The following is a 17,561-nucleotide window of genomic DNA, read 5'->3' as shown; positions in this document are numbered from 1 at the left end:
GTGGTGCAAGTAAGACTCCTGGAAGACCACCAGGTTGATAGGTTAGAGGTGTAAGCATGGTAACATGTTCAGCTGACTAATACTAATAAGTCGAGGGCTTGACCAAGATAACATAAGTAACAATTAATATTAATAATGCGAAAACTGTGCAATTTTGAGAGAATATTTATATTCTCATCTAGTGATTATGGCATGAAGGTAACACCCGTTCCCATACCGAACACGAAGGTTAAGCTTCAATGCGCCGATGGTACTGCAGGGGTGACCTTGTGGAAGAGTAGGTCGTCGCTAGGTAATGTTCCGCGATAGCTCAACGGTGGAGCGCTCGGCTGTTAACCGATAGGTTGAAGGTTCAAATCCTTTTCGCGGAGCCATTTTTATAATGTAATAATATATTTAATATATACAAAAGCTAATTATTAGCTTTTTTTTATTTTGTGGAGAATTATAGGACTAGGTCAATGAAAAAACATTATATTAAATGTGTATAATAAGTATGAATGTTATTAGTAATTTATATTTATTTATAATATGTAGTTAAGTACCAATAATTTTAGATTATAGGTACTTTTATTTTTTATAATAAATACGGATATTTTACCTGAAATTACAGAACCTAATGTTAATCATAGTAAAGAGGGGGAAATGAAATGTCTGAATATAGATTAGATATTCCTGGGAATATTAATTTAAGCGATTATAGTAGCATTCATGATTATATGGGAATAATTTCACAAAATGATAGATTTACAATTACTTCAAGAATGAAAAACTCTGAGGAAATGAAAATACTTTGTGAAATGTTAGAAAATAATAGTTTTACTATTGTGACGCAAGGAGATACGCAAAATGGTGAATATTATATTACTTCGCAAAAGGAAAGATAGTTATGAAGTCACAATATTTTCAATAAAATAGTTAGATGTTCTAAAGAGTCTTACTATAAAGTCTTGAACGTCATTAAACAGAATGATATGTTATAATAAATAATACATTTTAAAATATTCATTGGGAGGGGAATTGAAATGAAAAACACATTATTTAATACAAACAGGAAGAATCTTTGGGGAAGCTTAGAAGAAAATTCAATAACATTAATATTTGCAGGTGAAGCACCATATAAATCAGCAGATGAAAAATATGCATTCACTCCAAATAGAAATTTTTATTATCTAACAGGTGTTGATAAAGATAAAATGCTTTTAATGATAGTAAAAATAAAGGGTAAGATGGAAGAAACATTATTTGTAGAGAAAAATGACCCAGTATTGGCTAGGTGGGTAGGAGAGAAAATGTCTAAAGCTGAGGCAAAAGAAATCTCTGGCATACAAAATATTGAATTTGTAGAGAATTTTAAAAATTTATTTAACACAATTTTGGAGAAAACGAAAATTGAAAACTTATATTTGGATCTTGAAAGACAAGAGTTTGATATATCGATGTCTACATCACAAAGGTTTGCAAAAGTTGTAACGAAAAGATACCCTTATTTAAAGGTACAAAACATATATCATGAAATAGCGAGTCTTAGACTTATTAAATCAGAGGAAGAAATAAAGTTAATAAGGAAAGCTATAGATATCACAGACATGGGTATAAAACAACTAATGAGAAATTCGAAAGTCGGTATTAAAGAATATCAATTAGAGGCCTACTTTGATTTTTCATTGAAAAGTGACGGTGTAACAGATTATGCTTTTCATACTATTGCAGCATGTGGTAAGAATGCAACTATACTTCATTATGTAAAAAATGATAGTGAGCTTCAGGATGGTAAATTAGTGTTGTTTGATTTGGGAGCTCAGTATAAATATTACAATGCGGATATAAGCCGTACATTCCCGGTTAATGGTAAATATACAGAAAGACAAAAACAAGTTTATAACGTAGTATTAAAAGCGCAGGAAGCAGTAATAGCAATTGCAAAACCTGGTATATTGTTCTCAGTTTTAAATGAAACGGCTAAAGAGGTACTTGCAGCTGGATGTATAGAGTTAGGTCTTATTAAAGAACCGAGTGAACTATCTAAGTATTATTTCCATGGGGTAAGTCATTATTTAGGATTAGATACTCATGATGTAGGAAACCGTGATATAGAATTGAAACCTGGTATGGTATGTACTAATGAACCGGGACTTTATATAGAAGAAGAGAATATCGGAATTAGAATTGAGGATGATATACTAATCACAAAAGATGGGTGTGAAAATCTTTCAAAACAAATAATTAAGACTGTAGATGAAATTGAAGCATTTATGGCTAAGTAAATTTATACAAATAATTAAATGTGAATAAGTAGTAATTTTAGAATTACTACTTATTTTTTAGCGTTAATAAATAATGATTTATAACCATGCAATAATATTACTAGATAGGTAATTCTTATTCTAAAATATTTACATATTATTAATGTATTATGAATAAAAATGTAAGAAAAACCATTACGAAAATTATAATACAAACAAGGTATAAAAATAGTTTTATAGAATAGTAAATATATGGAATAAAACAAACGGGAAGTTATATGTATTTATGCAGGTGTAAGAAAAGATTAAATAAAATTAAATTAGGAGGAACGAAATGATTAAAAATAAGAATAATATTGTAGAGCTATTAGGTGAAGTTAAAGGGTTCACATATTTTAAAGATAATTCAGAAATAGACGTAGTTTTAAAAGAGAGTGAAAATATTAACATTAGATGTTATGATGATAAATGTATAATCATTAATTTTTTTGATTATGAAACGGGCATTTCTATGCTGTATAAAGATAGAAAATATATTAATATGAAAATCTCTTAATGATTTACCATATGAAAAAATACATTTTAAAAAGGACATGCTTAAAATATTTTATACTAAAATATCTTAAGCATGTCCTTTTTTATTAAATAATTACATAATGCTATTATACTATGCAATAATTAGGATGAAATTGGGCATAATTAAAGTAATAAGAAAATTTATTGCAAGTGAGGTGTTTGAACATGATGTTTAATAAATTTACAGAAAGAGCACAAAAGGTTTTGGTATATGCTCAAGAGGAAGCACAACAATTAAAGCATGGTTATGTAGGGACAGAACATATACTCTTAGGAATTCTAAAGGAACCAGATGGTGTATGTAAAAAATCATTGAATAATATGAAAGTTTTTTCAGGTGAGGTAAAAAAATTAGTGTTAGAATATGAAGGGGAAGGCGACGTCGAAATGCGTAGAAATGAGATACCGCTGACCCCAAGAACGAAGCGTCTATTAGAACTAAGTTTACTTGAAGCAAGAAATTTAAATCATAATTATATTAGTCCAGAACACATTTTACTTGCATTGATTAGAGAATCAGAAGGAGTTGCATATACAATATTAGCTAACTTAGGAGCAGACTTTAATATACTAAAAAATGATATATTAAATAATTGGTGTTCTGAAGGTAATTCGAAGGGAAGTATATCAAAAGAAAATCATAGTACACCAACTTTAGATAATTTTGGCAAAGATTTAACTCAAATGGCAAAAGAAGGAAAACTTGATCCTGTTATAGGAAGAGATAATGAAACCCAAAGGCTTTTAGAAATTTTGTGTAGAAGGATGAAAAATAATCCATGCCTTATAGGGGAGCCAGGCGTAGGTAAGACAGCTATAGCAGAGGGACTTGCACAAAGAATAGCCTCTGGGAGTATACCCGAGATTTTAAAAGATAAAAGAGTTATAACTTTAGATATATCTTCTATGGTTGCAGGTTCGAAATATAGAGGAGAGTTTGAGGAAAGGCTTAAAAAGGTTATGAAAGAAATAGTCGTCGCAGGAAATGTTATTATATTTATAGACGAAATTCATACTATAATTGGGGCAGGGGGAGCAGAGGGGGCTATTGATGCATCTAATATATTAAAACCGGCACTTGCTCGTGGGGAAATACAATGCATAGGGGCAACAACTATAGACGAATATAGAAAGCACATTGAAAAAGATGCGGCACTTGAGAGAAGATTTCAACCTATTATTGTAGGAGAGCCAAGTAAGCAAGAGGCTGTTGAAATATTAAAAGGATTAAGGGATAAGTATGAAGCACATCATAGAGTTAAGATTACCGATGGCGCAATAGAGGCCGCTGTTAGTTTGTCCCATAGGTATATCGCGGATAGATATTTACCTGATAAGGCAATAGATCTTATAGATGAGGCGGGGGCAAAAGTTAGGATTCAAAATTTGACTGCCCCGCCAAATCTTAAAAATTTAGAAGATGAAATAGATAAAATCTCTAAAGAAAAATTGGATGCTATATCAGTACAGGATTTCGAGAAGGCGGCTAAAATAAGAGACACCGAAAGAAAGTTAAAGGATAAATTATATAATTTTAAAAATAGTTGGAAAACACAAAATCAAGCGGATGAACTAATAGTTTCAGAACTCGAAATTGCTAATGTTGTATCAAGATGGATTAACATTCCAATAGAAAAATTGACGCAAAAGGAATCAGAGAAATTATTAAAATTGGAGACGTTACTACATGCGAGAGTGATAGGTCAATATGAAGCAGTTAAATCTATTTCAAGTGCAATAAGACGTGCAAGAGTAGGGTTAAAAGATCCCAAAAGACCAATAGGTTCTTTTATATTTTTAGGGCCGACTGGTGTAGGGAAAACAGAATTATCTAAAGCACTAGCTGAGGCTATGTTTGGTGATGAAAATAACATGATAAGAATAGATATGTCAGAATATATGGATAAGCATACAGTTTCGAGGCTTATGGGTTCACCTCCGGGGTATGTTGGATTTGATGAAGGTGGACAACTAACAGAAAAAGTGAGAAGAAACCCATATTCAGTAGTTCTTTTCGATGAAATTGAAAAAGCTCATCCAGATGTAGTTAATATTTTATTGCAAATATTAGATGACGGAAGGTTAACTGATGGAAAAGGTAAAACAATAGATTTTAAAAATACAGTAATTATAATGACATCTAATGTAGGGGCGTCTGCTCTTAAAAAGCAAAAGTCGCTAGGATTTGATATAAGGGAAAATGGTGTGAGTTCTGAATATGAAAAGATGAAAGAAAATATAATGGAGGAGCTAAAAGTTTCATTTAGACCAGAGTTCTTAAATAGAATAGATGATATTATTGTATTTCATTCACTAGAACAGGCTGATTTATGTAAAATAGTAGAGTTAATGCTTAAAGTTGTGAAGGGACGTCTTGAAGATCTTAAAATTAATATTAGTTTTGATGATGAAACTAAGAAGCATTTGGCTAAGGCAGGATTTAATAGAAATTATGGAGCAAGACCATTAAGGAGAGAAATAACTAAAGTTGTGGAAGATAAATTATCTGAAGAAATACTTAAGGGGAATATTAATAAAGGCGATAATGTAAGTGTTGTTATGGAGAATGGTGAATTGATTTTTAATATTGTACATATTTAATATTGTTTATATACGTTAAAAAGTATATAATTAAAATGTAATACTTTTTTGTAAACCACTCTAGAGTGGTTTTTTAATTTATAGAAAATATAGAAAATATAGAATTTATTTTAATATATAATTTTAATTTATAATTTATAATTTATTAAGTAGGGAGAAAAGGATGAGAGAAGAGAAAAGTAAGGAACTTATGAGTATATTGAAAATGCTGGCACCTGGTACTTCGCTTAGAGAAGGTCTTGAAAATATTCTTAGAGCTAAAACTGGTGGACTTATTGTTTTAGGAAATGGGAAGGAAATATTAGATATTGTAGATGGTGGATTTGGAATAAATGCGGACTATAGCCCTGCTTATATATATGAATTAGCAAAGATGGATGGAGCTATAGTAATAAGTAGCGATTTGAAAAAAATATTATATGCTAATACTCAACTTATGCCAAGTTCCACAATACCAACTTATGAAACTGGAACAAGACATAGAACTGCGCAAAGAATAGCTAAACAAACAGGGTATGTTGTTGTTGCAATATCACAAAGAAGAACTATTATAACTGTTTACAAGGATGATATAAAATATGTGTTAAGAGATAGTAGTATTATTTTAGCAAAAGCGAATCAAGCTATCCAAACATTAGAGAAATATGTTTCAGTGCTTGAGCGAGTAGTAAGTAATTTAAACCTTTTAGAATTTCAGGATTTAGCTACATTGTTTGATGTATTATCAGCAATACAAAGGACAGAGATGGTTATGAGAATAGTTGGAGAAATAGAAATGCATATATGTGAACTAGGCAATGAGGGTAGGCTAATTTCAATGCAACTAAATGAACTAATTAGAAGTGTTGAGGAAGATGGAATATTATTAATAAGAGATTATTGTCAAAGTGGTATGGATTATACCCAGATGTATAGACAAATAGAAAATATGACTTCAGGTGAACTAATAGATTTAGATTTCATATCTAGAATTATTGGATATGTAGGGGTTCCTTTAGTTGATACTTTAATTTCTCCAAGAGGATATAGGATGCTAAATAAAATACCTAGAATACCCGTAAATGTTATTGAAAATCTAGTTAAACACTTTAAAGAATTAAAAGCAACAATGGAAGCTTCTTATGAACAACTTGATAGCGTAGAGGGAATCGGGGAAGCAAGAGCTAAAGCTATTAAAAACGGATTAAGAAGGTTGAAAGAGCAATTTATGCTAGACAAGCAAATATAGCACAAAATAAGGTCTAACTTATCTTGTGCAATGTTTGCTAGCGCATAGTATATTTACCAAGGGTACTAATTTTGTTGTATTCTTTTAAGAGAATGTCATATAAATTTAAACCTAGAATATTACATAATGAAGTAATATAAAAAAGATTGTTACCAAGTTCTTTTTCTAAAACTTCCCTACAGTTTTCACATAGAGCACCTTGTACAGGAGAATGTGAAGCGGGGGTATCTAAATTTAAATCGTCTATATTAGGTGACGTGTATATGTTTTTTTCTTCTAACTTAATGCAGCCGCAATTGGTAACAGATTTTGCAACAGCCCTATTGACTCTAGCGTCAGATTCTTGAAGTTTAGTAATTACATCTAAAACACTTCTATGTCGTAATAGGGATTCATCTACAGAATTTTGAAAATTATCAAATATACAATCTTTCATTAAGTTCAACTCCTTGTAAAAATTTAATTAGCTACATTATAGGATTCACATTACAGTTTTGTCAATAAACTAAGTACGCATTTCACCTTATGAATATATAATAAATCAACAGGAGTTTTATTAATAGGGGGAATGGTATGTTAAATATTGGTGAAGAAATATTTATATCAGATTATGGTGCTGGATATGTAAAGGACATATATGACGAAGAATCATCTAATATCGAATGTAAATATGTAAATATATATCTTTTATTAGATAACATGAATTTCATGATTCCAATAAATAAAATTGAAAATTATAGAGTTAGGAAAATTTTAAATAAATCAGAATTAGAGGTTATTTTAAATATAATAGGAAGTAATTCAGATTTTATTGAAAGAAATTGGAACAACAGATATAGAAGTAACAAGAAAAAAATTCAAAATGGGAATGCTTTAGAAATGTGTGAGGTAATTAGAGATTTATATTATTTACAAAAGAAAGGGATGCTACCGCCAGGAGAGGTAAAGATTTTAGAAAGAGTTGAAGGAATGGTTGCTAGTGAAATAATGTTAGCTTTTGGACTTAATATGGAACAAGCATTATATAAAATAAGGAATTTAGTTTAATAAATTGTTGATTGTGTGACATATTTTATTGAAATACACTCATTTATAGTATATATTAGATAATAACGGGATATAAATTCAAAGAAGTGTTAACAATTTAAGGGGAGGTGAATTTTTTTGTTGAAAAAAATTTTTAGAGGACTTTTTACAAGCATAGGATTAATTTTAGGGTACCTAATAGGAGGCATGCTTCTAAACACAAGCTATTTAGCAGGATTTAGTTATTTTAAAGAGGGTACAATTCAAGGAATAATATTCATCATTTTTTCTACTTTGATTTTTGGGGTTATTTTATTTTTGATATCTCCTATACTAGTGTCTTTTATAATGAAATTCATGGATTATGTAGTGAGAAGTACTCAGAAAATGCCAACGTCACAAATTGTTTTTGGTACAGGAGGAGCGATAATAGGGCTTGTAATTGCATCTTTATTTGCAGGGTTATTCACTTATAAATCGCCTTTATGGACTATTATTGTAATTATTGTTACGGTTATAATGATAGCTTTAGGAGCAGATATTTGCGCTAGGAAAAGAGATGAAATATTAGCTTTCTTTACAAGTATCAAAAAAAGCAATGGGTTTAAAGATAAAAAAATTAAGGGGTTTACTAATGAAAACCCAAAAGTATTAGATACATCGGTAATAATTGATGGTAGAATATTTGATATTTGTCAAACTGGTTTTGTTGAAGGTCCACTCGTGATACCGACTTTTGTATTAGAGGAGCTTAGGCATATTGCTGATTCATCAGATGGTCTTAAGAGAAATAGAGGAAGACGAGGACTGGATATACTAAATAAAATACAAAAGGAATTAAATATTGAGGTTGAGATTTGGGAAAAAGATTTTCCTGACATTGCAGAAGTAGATAGTAAATTACTAAAATTAGCTCAGGTTTTAAATGGTAAAGTAATTACAAACGATTTCAACCTTAATAAGGTAGCTGAATTTCAGGGAGTTCCGGTTTTAAATATTAATGAACTTGCAAACGCAGTAAAACCAGTAGTACTTCCGGGGGAAGAAATGAAAATCCAAGTTATGAAAGATGGAAAAGAATCAGGGCAAGGAATAGCTTATTTAGATGATGGAACAATGATTGTTGTTGAAGGTGGACGAAAGTATATTGGTGAGAATATAGTTGTTATTGTAACATCAGTACTTCAGACGGCTGCAGGTAGAATGATTTTTGCTAAAAATAAAGATTCTTTAGTGAAGAGTTAGTTGTAAGATGTAAGTGAGGGTTTTTATGGGTAGAAACTGCGCCATAATTTTGGCGGCGGGTAAAGGAAAAAGAATGGGAAAATCTATTAATAAACAGTATCTAAATATTAAAGGATACCCAATTTTATACTATACTTTAGAGGCTTTTTCAAAAAGCAACTTTATAGATGAAATTATAGTAGTTGCTGCAGAGGATGAAGTAGAATATTGTAATGAACAAATAATTGAAAAATATAACTTTTCAAAGGTGAAAAATGTTGTTAGTGGTGGTAAAGAAAGACAATATTCAGTTTTAAATGGTCTAAAGGCTGTAGCTAATTGTGAAATTGTACTTATTCATGATGGGGCTAGACCTTTTGTTAACGAAGATATTATTAGAAATGCAATTATTTATGCTGATTTATATGGGGCGGCAGCTTGTGGGGTACAACCTAAAGATACTATTAAGATTAAAGATTCTTCTGGGTTTTCTATAAAGACACTTAAGAGAGAGATGCTTTTTTGTGTTCAAACCCCACAAGCTTTTAGGTATAATCTTATATTAAAATGTCACGAAAAAATTAGTCTTGAGGGTATTAAAGTAACTGATGATACGATGGTGGTTGAACAATATGGTAATAAAGTATATCTTTACGAAGGTAGTTACGATAATATAAAGGTTACAACACCAGAAGATTTAGATATAGCTACTCAAATATTGCAAAGAAAGTATTGTTGACAGTATCGGATATAATGTGTATATTTATTAGTAACTATAAAATGTCACACATAAACTAAATATTAAGTAATGATGAAGAATAGTAGAAACCATTTTACAGAGAGAAAATACTAGGTTGAGAGATTTTCAGAGGTTTTGAACCTGCTTTGGAGCTGTAGCAAAACTACCGGTAATATATACCGTTAACAAATAAGTACAAATTTAGGTGGTACCGCGATGAAATTCGCCCTAAAACAGGGTGGATTTTTATTTTTTTTGTCATTTTTATTTTAAAATTGATATATGTAAATAGTAAATCTAAAATAGGAATGTCTAATATTAAAAAAGGAGACTAATCATGGAATTTAATATGCTAAAAGGCAAATTTACAGTGGCGCAAGTTAGGCAGTTAAATCCACTAGTGCTTGCAATAGTTGGAGATGCAATTTATGAGGTATTTATAAGATCTTACCTTGTAGAAAAAAATAGAGATATGAATGCACATAAAATTCACGTTAAGGCGGTTTCGTATGTAAAAGCGCATGCACAAAGTGAGTATATGAAAAATTTAATAGCAGATTTAGACGAAGAGGAACTTGGGATTTTTAAAAGAGCTAGAAATTCTAAAAGTGGCACAACACCTAAAAATGCAGATTTAAATGAATATAAGTGGGCTACAGGCTTTGAAGCTTTAGTAGGTTTTTTATACTTAAGTGAAAAGAATGAAAGGTTAAACGACATATTCGAGAAAATTATAAATCTTGATTTGGGAGATGAGTAATTATGCTTAAAGTTAAATTAATAGAACATACACCGAATCCGGAAAAAATTGTAGCAGCAGCTGCCAAACTTTGTTATAGTCAAGTAGGAATTGATGAAATATTAGAAAATTTAGATGAACAAAAAACAAATAAATTTATAAGTACGTTAATGACTTATGGACATCATTCACCAATAGAACATGTAAGCTTTACTTTTGCAGTTGAGGGGATATCTAGAAGTTTGACACATCAATTAGTTAGACATAGGGTAGCATCATATTCTCAACAGAGTCAGAGATATGTACAACTTAAACAATTTGAATACATAATTCCACCTAATATTGAGAAAGATGAGCAGGCAAAGGAAATTTTCATACAATCCATGAAGCGTGTTCAAGAGGAGTACAATAAGTTAGTTGAGATATTGTCTAAGAATGAATTAACAAACTTTATAGAGGAATATTTAAGGGCTGAAAAGCTTACGAATGTTGAAGAGATTGAAAAAAAACAATATTTAGTTCTTAAAAATAAAGCGGAGAAAAAAGCAATCGAAGATGCACGGTATGTATTCCCAAATGCTTGTGAGACTAAAATAATAGCTACTATGAATGCTAGAGAATTAATGCATTTCTTTAATCAGAGATGTTGTACAAGAGCTCAGTGGGAAATACGCCAAATGGCCAAAACAATGCTGATGCAAGCTAGAGAAGTAGCACCATCACTTTTTAGGTATGCAGGACCAAGTTGTGTTAGTGGACAATGTCCTGAGGGTAAAATGTGTTGTGGAAAGACTACGGAAGTAAGAAAAGAATACGAGATGAAATAGATGGAATGGAGAGGGATTTAAAATGAGTGATAATAAAAAATATCAAGGAAATAAAGGTAGTAATGGATTTGCAAGTAGTAGAGAAGAAAGACCGGGCTTTGCATCTAAGAGGATTAAAACTAGTGAAAAAGGTGCTAAAGTGACTAGAGGATTTGCAGGTAACAAGGAAGAGAAAAGTGGAGCAATGCCTAGAAGAAATAGAACGGGCGATCATGGTGTTAAGGAAAGTAGAGAATTTACAGGTAATAAAGAAGATAAAAACAAAGTAATAAATAGAAAAACTAGGCAAAATGAAGAGAATGTAGTAGCAAATAATAAGGGTAATAGAATGAAATCTGAAATAAGTTCTAAGAGTGCTAATACCGGTGGAGAAAGTGAACCTAAGACTATTAGAGAAGATTTAATTGAAGGAAGAAATGCAGTTATAGAAGCATTAAAATCAGATAGAACTGTGGAGTACATTCTTATTGCTAAAGGTGATATGGTAGGATCTATAAGTGTGGTATTAGCATTGGCTAAAGAAAAGGGAATTGTTACAAAAGAAGTAGATAGAAGAAAGCTAGATGAAATGTCACAAACTTCATCACATCAAGGGGTTATTGCTGTAGTAACACCATACAAATATTTTGAAATAAATGATATATTTAAATATGCAGAGGAAAAAGGAGAAAAGCCTTTTATAATTATATTAGATGAAATTGAAGATCCACACAATTTCGGGTCTATAATACGAACTGCAGAGGTATGTGGAGCTCATGGAATAATAATACCTAAGAGAAAAAATGTTGGCGCTACGCCTACGGTGTATAAAACATCTGCTGGTGCAATTGAACACGTAAAAATAGCGAAAGTAACTAATATAAATGTAGCCATAGAAGAAATAAAAAAACGTGGAGTATGGGTTTATGGTGCTGATATGGATGGGGAAGATTATATTTTCAATACTGATTTAACAGGAGCTGTAGCACTTGTAATTGGAAGTGAAGGTAGAGGTATTGCAAAACTTACAAAAGAAAAATGTGACGTTCTAGTGAAAATACCAATGGTGGGAAAAATAACATCTTTAAATGCTTCTGTTTCAGCTGGCATTATAATGTATGAAATTATGAAACAAAAAATTAGATGAGGTAAAAAGTGAGAACACTTTTCGTTGATGGGTATAATGTTATTAATAGTTGGCCAAGTCTTAAAAAGGTCAAAGAATATAGTTATGAATCTTCAAGGGTTCAGCTTATAGGTATCCTTCAAAACTATGTAGCATTCAAGGGCTATAAAATGGTTATAGTCTTTGATGCACAATTAGTTAAGGGTAGCATTCAAAAAAAAGAGAGACAAGGGAACTTAGTTGTGGTTTTTACAAAAGAGGGCGAAACAGCAGACAATTATATTGAAAAAATGGTTAACAACATAGGACGAAACACTGAAGTTTGCGTAATTACATCTGACTCTTTAGAGCAACAGATTACATTCCAAAGAGGAGCTACAAGGATGTCTTCAATTGAATTTTATCACGAAGTAGTCAGTACACAAAAGAAGATTGAAATAGAGATTGAAAAAAAATATTTAGAAAAAAGAAATTGGTTAGAAGAGAGAATAGATGAAAAAACATTGGAAAAACTTGAGAAGATGAGAAGGAGTCGTTGAATCTTCTTGACTATGTAAATTGCTCTGAGGTATAATCATTTATATGACACATGGTTGGTGTGGAGGGGATATTTGTTGGAAAAAATCATTAAAGCTAGTGTGAACACTTCAAGCTTTGAAGAAAGATTGGATGAGGAAGTTGTTATTGAAGCACAAATTAGCAATGTTCGTGCACAAGAATATTTAATTAATAAATATAAAAATTTTGTTAAGGCAAAGGCTAAGTCTTATTTTTTGATTGGTGCCGATAAAGAAGATATTTACCAAGAAGGAATGATAGGTCTCTATAAGGCTATTAGAGATTTTAAGGCAGATAGATTATCTTCTTTTAGGGCTTTTGCAGAAATTTGTGTTACTAGGCAGATAATTACAGCAATAAAAACAGCAACTCGTCAAAAACACATTCCCCTTAATACATATATATCCTTAAATAAACCAATATATGACGAGGAATCAGACAGAACATTATTGGATGTGTTATCAGGTGCTAAAATTACTGATCCAGAAGAGTTGGTTATAAGTCGTGAGGAAGTAATAAGTATTCAAAATGAAATTGGCGAAGTCTTATCCGAACTTGAGATGGAGGTGCTTATGTCATACCTAGATGGTAAATCTTATCAAGAAATTGCTTGTGATTTAGACAGGCATGCAAAGTCCATTGATAATGCTTTGCAAAGGGTTAAAAGAAAATTAGAAAAATGTCTAAGTAAAAGGTAAAAATGTATTGACAAAAAAAACAAACAATAGTAAAATTAATAACTGGTGTATAGCTTTAAGTTGTACTTCAGCGGGAGTAGCTCAGTGGTAGAGCACCAGCTTCCCAAGTTGGGTGTCGCGGGTTCAAGCCCCGTTTCCCGCTCCAAAATTAAATGCCCATATAGCTCAGTCGGAAGAGCGTCACCTTGGTAAGGTGGAGGTCACCGGTTCAATCCCGGTTATGGGCTCCATAGCTATTAAGGTCATGCAGTACACTAGGATGAGTTTACGAACGAAAAAACGGTATTATTTAAACAAGGAGGAATACAAAATGGCAAAGGCAAAGTTTGAAAGAACAAAACCACATGTAAATATAGGAACAATAGGGCACGTAGATCACGGCAAGACAACATTAACAGCTGCAATAACTGCTGTACTTGCAACTAAAGGATTAGCAGAAGCATCAAGATTTGACCAAATTGATAAAGCACCAGAGGAAAGAGAAAGAGGAATAACAATTAACACATCGCATGTTGAATATGAAACAGAAAATAGACATTATGCACATGTTGATTGCCCAGGACATGCAGATTATGTAAAAAACATGATTACAGGAGCAGCACAAATGGATGGAGCAATCCTAGTTGTTAGTGCAGCAGATGGTCCAATGCCTCAAACAAGAGAACATATATTACTTGCAAGCAGAGTTGGAGTAGGTTATATAGTAGTATTCTTGAACAAAGCAGATATGGTTGATGATCCAGAATTATTAGAACTTGTTGAAATGGAAGTAAGAGAATTATTAAGTGAGTATGACTTCCCTGGTGATGATATTCCAATTATAACAGGATCAGCATTAAAAGCATTAGAAAATCCAACAGACCCAGAAGCAACAAAATGTATATATGAATTAATGGAAGCTGTAGATACTTACATTCCAACACCAGTAAGAGCTACAGATAAACCATTCTTAATGCCAGTGGAAGATGTATTCACAATCACAGGTAGAGGAACAGTTGCTACAGGAAGAGTTGAAACTGGGATACTTAAGGTTGGAGAAGAAGTAGAAATAGTTGGACTTAGCGAAGATAAAAGAAAAGTTGTATGTACAGGAGTTGAAATGTTCAGAAAACTTCTAGATCAAGCAATGGCTGGAGACAACATTGGAGCATTATTAAGAGGAGTTCAAAGAGCTGATATTGAAAGAGGTCAAGTACTTGCAAAACCAGGATCAATACATCCACATGCAAAATTTGTAGGTCAAGTATATGTACTTAAAAAAGAAGAAGGCGGAAGACATACACCATTCTTCGACGGATACAGACCACAATTTTATTTTAGAACAACAGATGTAACAGGATCAATAAAATTACCAGACGGAATGGAAATGGTAATGCCAGGAGACCACATAGATATGAATGTAGAATTAATCACTCAAGTAGCAATGGATGAGGGATTAAGATTTGCAATCAGAGAAGGTGGAAGAACAGTAGGTTCTGGAGTTGTTACTTCAATAGTTAAATAGTATAGAAAAGTTACAAGGGTACTAGGTATAAGGTGGGAAAATGACTTATGCTTAGTCCTTAAAAAATAAAATACGATTCTGAATTACTAACATCAGGAACGTTTAATGGAAAAGTGTCATTAACTAATTTATTGACATATGTATTAAGTTGTGATAACTTATATAAGTATAATAAAAATGCTAAAGATAGCTTAGCGCTTAATAAGCATGAGTTTTCTGAAATAGATGAAAAATCGGGAGGTGTAGATTGTGAGAGTAAAAGTAACTCTAGCTTGTAATGATTGCAAACAGAGAAATTACAATACAATGAAAAACAAAAAAAATAATCCAGACAGAATAGAAATGAAGAAATACTGTAAGTTCTGCCACAAACATACACTTCATAAAGAAACAAAATAATATAGCATAAACACAAAAACAGTGGGGATGTGAATAAGATGGCTGTTACTGGGAATGTTAAATTAAAAGAAAAACCAAACAAAAGAGGCATAGTAAATTTTTTCAAGGAACTCAAGGCAGAAACGAAAAGAATAACTTGGCCTTCAAAACAAGATGTTAAAAAAGCAACTTTTGCAGTGGCAAGTTTTACTTTACTTTTTGTAGTATTTGTAGGTTTGTTGGATTATGGGTTTAATAACCTCTATATGCTAATCTTTAAATAAGGTAAAGGAGGGAGGTAGGGGACGGAATTCTCCACCCCTTGAGCTATGGCAGATAAAGCTAAATGGTACGTTGTACATACATATTCTGGTTATGAAAATAAAGTTAAAGTTAACCTAGAAAAAGCGATTGAAAATAGAAATCTTGAAGAATATGTACATGATATTCAAGTTCCTATGGAAGAAGTAGTTGAAGTAAAGGATGGAAAACAAAAAATAACTTTAAAAAAAGTATTTCCAGGTTATGTGATGGTAAAAATGCTTATGACAGATGAATCTTGGTACATAGTTAGAAACACAAGAGGAGTAACAGGCTTCGTAGGGCCGGGTTCTAAGCCGGTAGCTCTTACTGAGGATGAAGTTAGAACTATGGGGATTGCAGAAAAAACTATAGTTTCTGATTACGAAGTAGGCGAGAGCATACAGGTAACATTCGGACCATTAGAAGGATTTGTTGCTCTAATACAAGAAATTCATTTGGAAAAGCAAAAAATCAAAGCACTTATAAATATGTTTGGCAGGGAAACTCCTGTTGAGCTAGAATTTAATCAGATACAAAAATTAGACTAAGTACTAAATAAAACGAAAGTTTTATAAGTGGGAGGATTTTTAATCCGATTACCACAATATAGGAGGTATAAACTCATGGCTAAGAAAATAACAGGGATGATAAAACTTCAACTTCCAGCAGGGAAAGCTACTCCGGCACCACCAGTTGGGCCAGCACTTGGACAACACGGTGTTAATATCATGGGATTTTGTAAAGAATTTAATGCAAAAACTGCTGATCAAGCAGGCATGATAATACCAGTAGTTATAACAGTATATCAAGATAGATCTTTTAGTTTTATACTAAAGACTCCACCAGCAGCTATATTATTAAAGAAAGCAGTTGGTTTAGAAAGCGGTTCTGGTGTTCCAAACAAAACCAAAATTGCTACAGTTTCTAAAGCTAAAGTAAGAGAAATAGCAGAACTCAAGATGCCAGATTTAAATGCAGCATCAATTGAATCTGCTATGAGTATGATAGCTGGAACAGCAAGAAGTATGGGAATAGTTGTAGAAGAATAATTTTGAATTAATTACGTGGGAGGTAAAAACCGTTATTACCACGAAGGAGGATACTATTATGGGAAAAAATTACAAAGAAAGCGCTAAACTTATAGATAAAAGTGCTTTATATACACCAAAAGAAACTATGGACCTTGTAGTAAAAACATCTAAGGCTAAATTCGATGAAACAATAGAGCTTGCTATAAGCCTTGGTGTTGATCCAAGACATGCAGATCAACAAGTTAGAGGTGCAGTAGTACTTCCTTATGGAACAGGCAAAAGTGTTAAAGTCCTAGTTTTTGCTAAAGGTGATAAAGCTAAAGAAGCAGAACTTGCAGGAGCAGATTTTGTTGGAAATGATGAATTAGTTGATAAAATTCAAAAGGAAAATTGGTTTGGATTTGATATTGTTGTTGCTACTCCAGATATGATGGGTGTTGTTGGTAAATTAGGTAGAGTGCTAGGACCTAAAGGTTTAATGCCAAATCCAAAATCAGGAACAGTTACATTTGATGTTACTAGAGCAATAAATGAAATCAAAGCTGGTAAAGTTGAGTATAGAGTTGATAAAACTTCTATAATTCATGTAGCCATTGGAAAGAAATCTTTTGGATCTGAAAAATTAATTGCTAACTTTCATGCATTAATGGAAGCAGTAGTTAAAGCTAAACCATCAGCAGCTAAAGGACAATATTTAAAATCAGTATCAGTTTCAAGTACTATGGGACCTGGAATAAAAGTAAATCAAGCTAAAGTCTTAGATTAGTATAGACAAATA

Annotated in this window: 20 protein-coding genes, 3 tRNA genes and 1 rRNA gene; 23 read left to right on the top strand and 1 reads right to left on the bottom strand. The window is 31.9% G+C overall.

What is annotated here, in order from left to right:
* Positions 1-177: 177 nt before the first annotated feature.
* The 7 genes from rrf (at position 178) to disA (ending at position 6,651) form a co-directional block, all read left to right on the top strand.
* Positions 178-294, top strand: a 5S ribosomal RNA gene (gene rrf, locus KPL44_RS02635).
* A 5-nt stretch (positions 295-299) separates the two neighbouring features.
* Positions 300-374: transfer RNA gene (locus KPL44_RS02630), tRNA-Asn, on the top strand.
* 276 nt (positions 375-650) lie between these two features.
* Entirely contained in the window at positions 651-887 is a 237-nt protein-coding gene (locus tag KPL44_RS02625) for a hypothetical protein (protein ID WP_071614659.1), read from the top strand.
* A gap of 138 nt (positions 888-1,025) precedes the next feature.
* Positions 1,026-2,267 carry an aminopeptidase P family protein gene (locus tag KPL44_RS02620; RefSeq protein WP_216247056.1) on the top strand — a complete coding sequence of 414 codons (1,242 nt, stop codon included), beginning with the start codon at positions 1,026-1,028 and terminating at the stop codon, positions 2,265-2,267.
* A 313-nt stretch (positions 2,268-2,580) separates the two neighbouring features.
* Positions 2,581-2,802 (top strand): hypothetical protein, encoded by a 222-nt coding sequence (locus KPL44_RS02615; RefSeq protein ID WP_216247054.1) that lies wholly within the window; start codon positions 2,581-2,583, stop codon positions 2,800-2,802.
* A gap of 185 nt (positions 2,803-2,987) precedes the next feature.
* The gene (locus KPL44_RS02610) at positions 2,988-5,423 is read left to right on the top strand and encodes an ATP-dependent Clp protease ATP-binding subunit (protein ID WP_216247052.1); all 2,436 of its coding nucleotides are present in this window, start codon (positions 2,988-2,990) and stop codon (positions 5,421-5,423) included.
* 163 nt (positions 5,424-5,586) lie between these two features.
* Positions 5,587-6,651 (top strand): DNA integrity scanning diadenylate cyclase DisA, encoded by a 1,065-nt coding sequence (gene disA / locus KPL44_RS02605; RefSeq protein WP_216247050.1) that lies wholly within the window; start codon positions 5,587-5,589, stop codon positions 6,649-6,651.
* A 37-nt stretch (positions 6,652-6,688) separates the two neighbouring features.
* On the opposite strand, the gene KPL44_RS02600 is transcribed toward disA, so the two are convergent.
* On the bottom strand, positions 6,689-7,087 hold the full coding sequence (locus KPL44_RS02600; RefSeq protein WP_216247048.1) for a DUF1573 domain-containing protein: 399 nt from the start codon (positions 7,085-7,087) through the stop codon (positions 6,689-6,691).
* 137 nt (positions 7,088-7,224) lie between these two features.
* On the opposite strand from KPL44_RS02600, the gene KPL44_RS02595 reads away from it, so the two are divergent.
* From KPL44_RS02595 to rplA, 16 genes are all read left to right on the top strand, one after another.
* Positions 7,225-7,698: a CarD family transcriptional regulator gene (locus KPL44_RS02595; RefSeq protein ID WP_216247047.1), complete on the top strand. Its 474-nt coding sequence runs from the start codon at positions 7,225-7,227 to the stop codon at positions 7,696-7,698.
* Between the two features lie 117 nt (positions 7,699-7,815).
* Positions 7,816-8,922 carry a PIN/TRAM domain-containing protein gene (locus KPL44_RS02590; protein ID WP_216247040.1) on the top strand — a complete coding sequence of 369 codons (1,107 nt, stop codon included), beginning with the start codon at positions 7,816-7,818 and terminating at the stop codon, positions 8,920-8,922.
* A gap of 25 nt (positions 8,923-8,947) precedes the next feature.
* Positions 8,948-9,640 carry a 2-C-methyl-D-erythritol 4-phosphate cytidylyltransferase gene (ispD, locus tag KPL44_RS02585; protein ID WP_216247038.1) on the top strand — a complete coding sequence of 231 codons (693 nt, stop codon included), beginning with the start codon at positions 8,948-8,950 and terminating at the stop codon, positions 9,638-9,640.
* Between the two features lie 337 nt (positions 9,641-9,977).
* Entirely contained in the window at positions 9,978-10,400 is a 423-nt protein-coding gene (locus tag KPL44_RS02580) for a Mini-ribonuclease 3 (RefSeq protein WP_071614650.1), read from the top strand.
* A gap of 2 nt (positions 10,401-10,402) precedes the next feature.
* Positions 10,403-11,206 carry an FAD-dependent thymidylate synthase gene (gene thyX, locus KPL44_RS02575; protein WP_216247036.1) on the top strand — a complete coding sequence of 268 codons (804 nt, stop codon included), beginning with the start codon at positions 10,403-10,405 and terminating at the stop codon, positions 11,204-11,206.
* A 328-nt stretch (positions 11,207-11,534) separates the two neighbouring features.
* On the top strand, positions 11,535-12,332 hold the full coding sequence (rlmB, locus tag KPL44_RS02570) for a 23S rRNA (guanosine(2251)-2'-O)-methyltransferase RlmB (RefSeq protein WP_253201596.1): 798 nt from the start codon (positions 11,535-11,537) through the stop codon (positions 12,330-12,332).
* A gap of 8 nt (positions 12,333-12,340) precedes the next feature.
* Positions 12,341-12,850 (top strand): NYN domain-containing protein, encoded by a 510-nt coding sequence (locus KPL44_RS02565; protein WP_216210289.1) that lies wholly within the window; start codon positions 12,341-12,343, stop codon positions 12,848-12,850.
* Positions 12,851-12,925: 75 nt separating this feature from the next.
* Positions 12,926-13,567, top strand: a complete 642-nt coding sequence (gene sigH / locus KPL44_RS02560; protein WP_216106700.1) for an RNA polymerase sporulation sigma factor SigH — start codon at positions 12,926-12,928, stop codon at positions 13,565-13,567.
* Between the two features lie 70 nt (positions 13,568-13,637).
* Positions 13,638-13,712: transfer RNA gene (locus KPL44_RS02555), tRNA-Gly, on the top strand.
* A gap of 9 nt (positions 13,713-13,721) precedes the next feature.
* A tRNA-Thr gene (locus KPL44_RS02550) sits at positions 13,722-13,797 on the top strand.
* Positions 13,798-13,877: 80 nt separating this feature from the next.
* Positions 13,878-15,071 carry an elongation factor Tu gene (gene tuf, locus KPL44_RS02545; protein WP_216247026.1) on the top strand — a complete coding sequence of 398 codons (1,194 nt, stop codon included), beginning with the start codon at positions 13,878-13,880 and terminating at the stop codon, positions 15,069-15,071.
* Between the two features lie 249 nt (positions 15,072-15,320).
* On the top strand, positions 15,321-15,470 hold the full coding sequence (gene rpmG, locus KPL44_RS02540) for a 50S ribosomal protein L33 (protein ID WP_071614647.1): 150 nt from the start codon (positions 15,321-15,323) through the stop codon (positions 15,468-15,470).
* Positions 15,471-15,508: 38 nt separating this feature from the next.
* Positions 15,509-15,733 (top strand): preprotein translocase subunit SecE, encoded by a 225-nt coding sequence (gene secE, locus KPL44_RS02535; RefSeq protein ID WP_216106702.1) that lies wholly within the window; start codon positions 15,509-15,511, stop codon positions 15,731-15,733.
* Between the two features lie 45 nt (positions 15,734-15,778).
* Positions 15,779-16,300: a transcription termination/antitermination protein NusG gene (nusG, locus tag KPL44_RS02530; protein WP_071614645.1), complete on the top strand. Its 522-nt coding sequence runs from the start codon at positions 15,779-15,781 to the stop codon at positions 16,298-16,300.
* A gap of 75 nt (positions 16,301-16,375) precedes the next feature.
* Complete coding sequence (rplK, locus tag KPL44_RS02525) at positions 16,376-16,801, top strand: 50S ribosomal protein L11 (protein ID WP_216106703.1); 426 nt, start codon at positions 16,376-16,378, stop codon at positions 16,799-16,801.
* 58 nt (positions 16,802-16,859) lie between these two features.
* Positions 16,860-17,549, top strand: a complete 690-nt coding sequence (gene rplA, locus KPL44_RS02520; protein ID WP_216247034.1) for a 50S ribosomal protein L1 — start codon at positions 16,860-16,862, stop codon at positions 17,547-17,549.
* Positions 17,550-17,561: the final 12 nt, after the last annotated feature.

It is taken from the genome of Clostridium sp. DSM 17811 (assembly GCF_018861905.1).
Lineage (GTDB): Bacteria > Bacillota > Clostridia > Clostridiales > Clostridiaceae > Clostridium_AD > Clostridium_AD frigoriphilum.
This window is presented reverse-complemented; position numbering and strand designations above follow the sequence as displayed.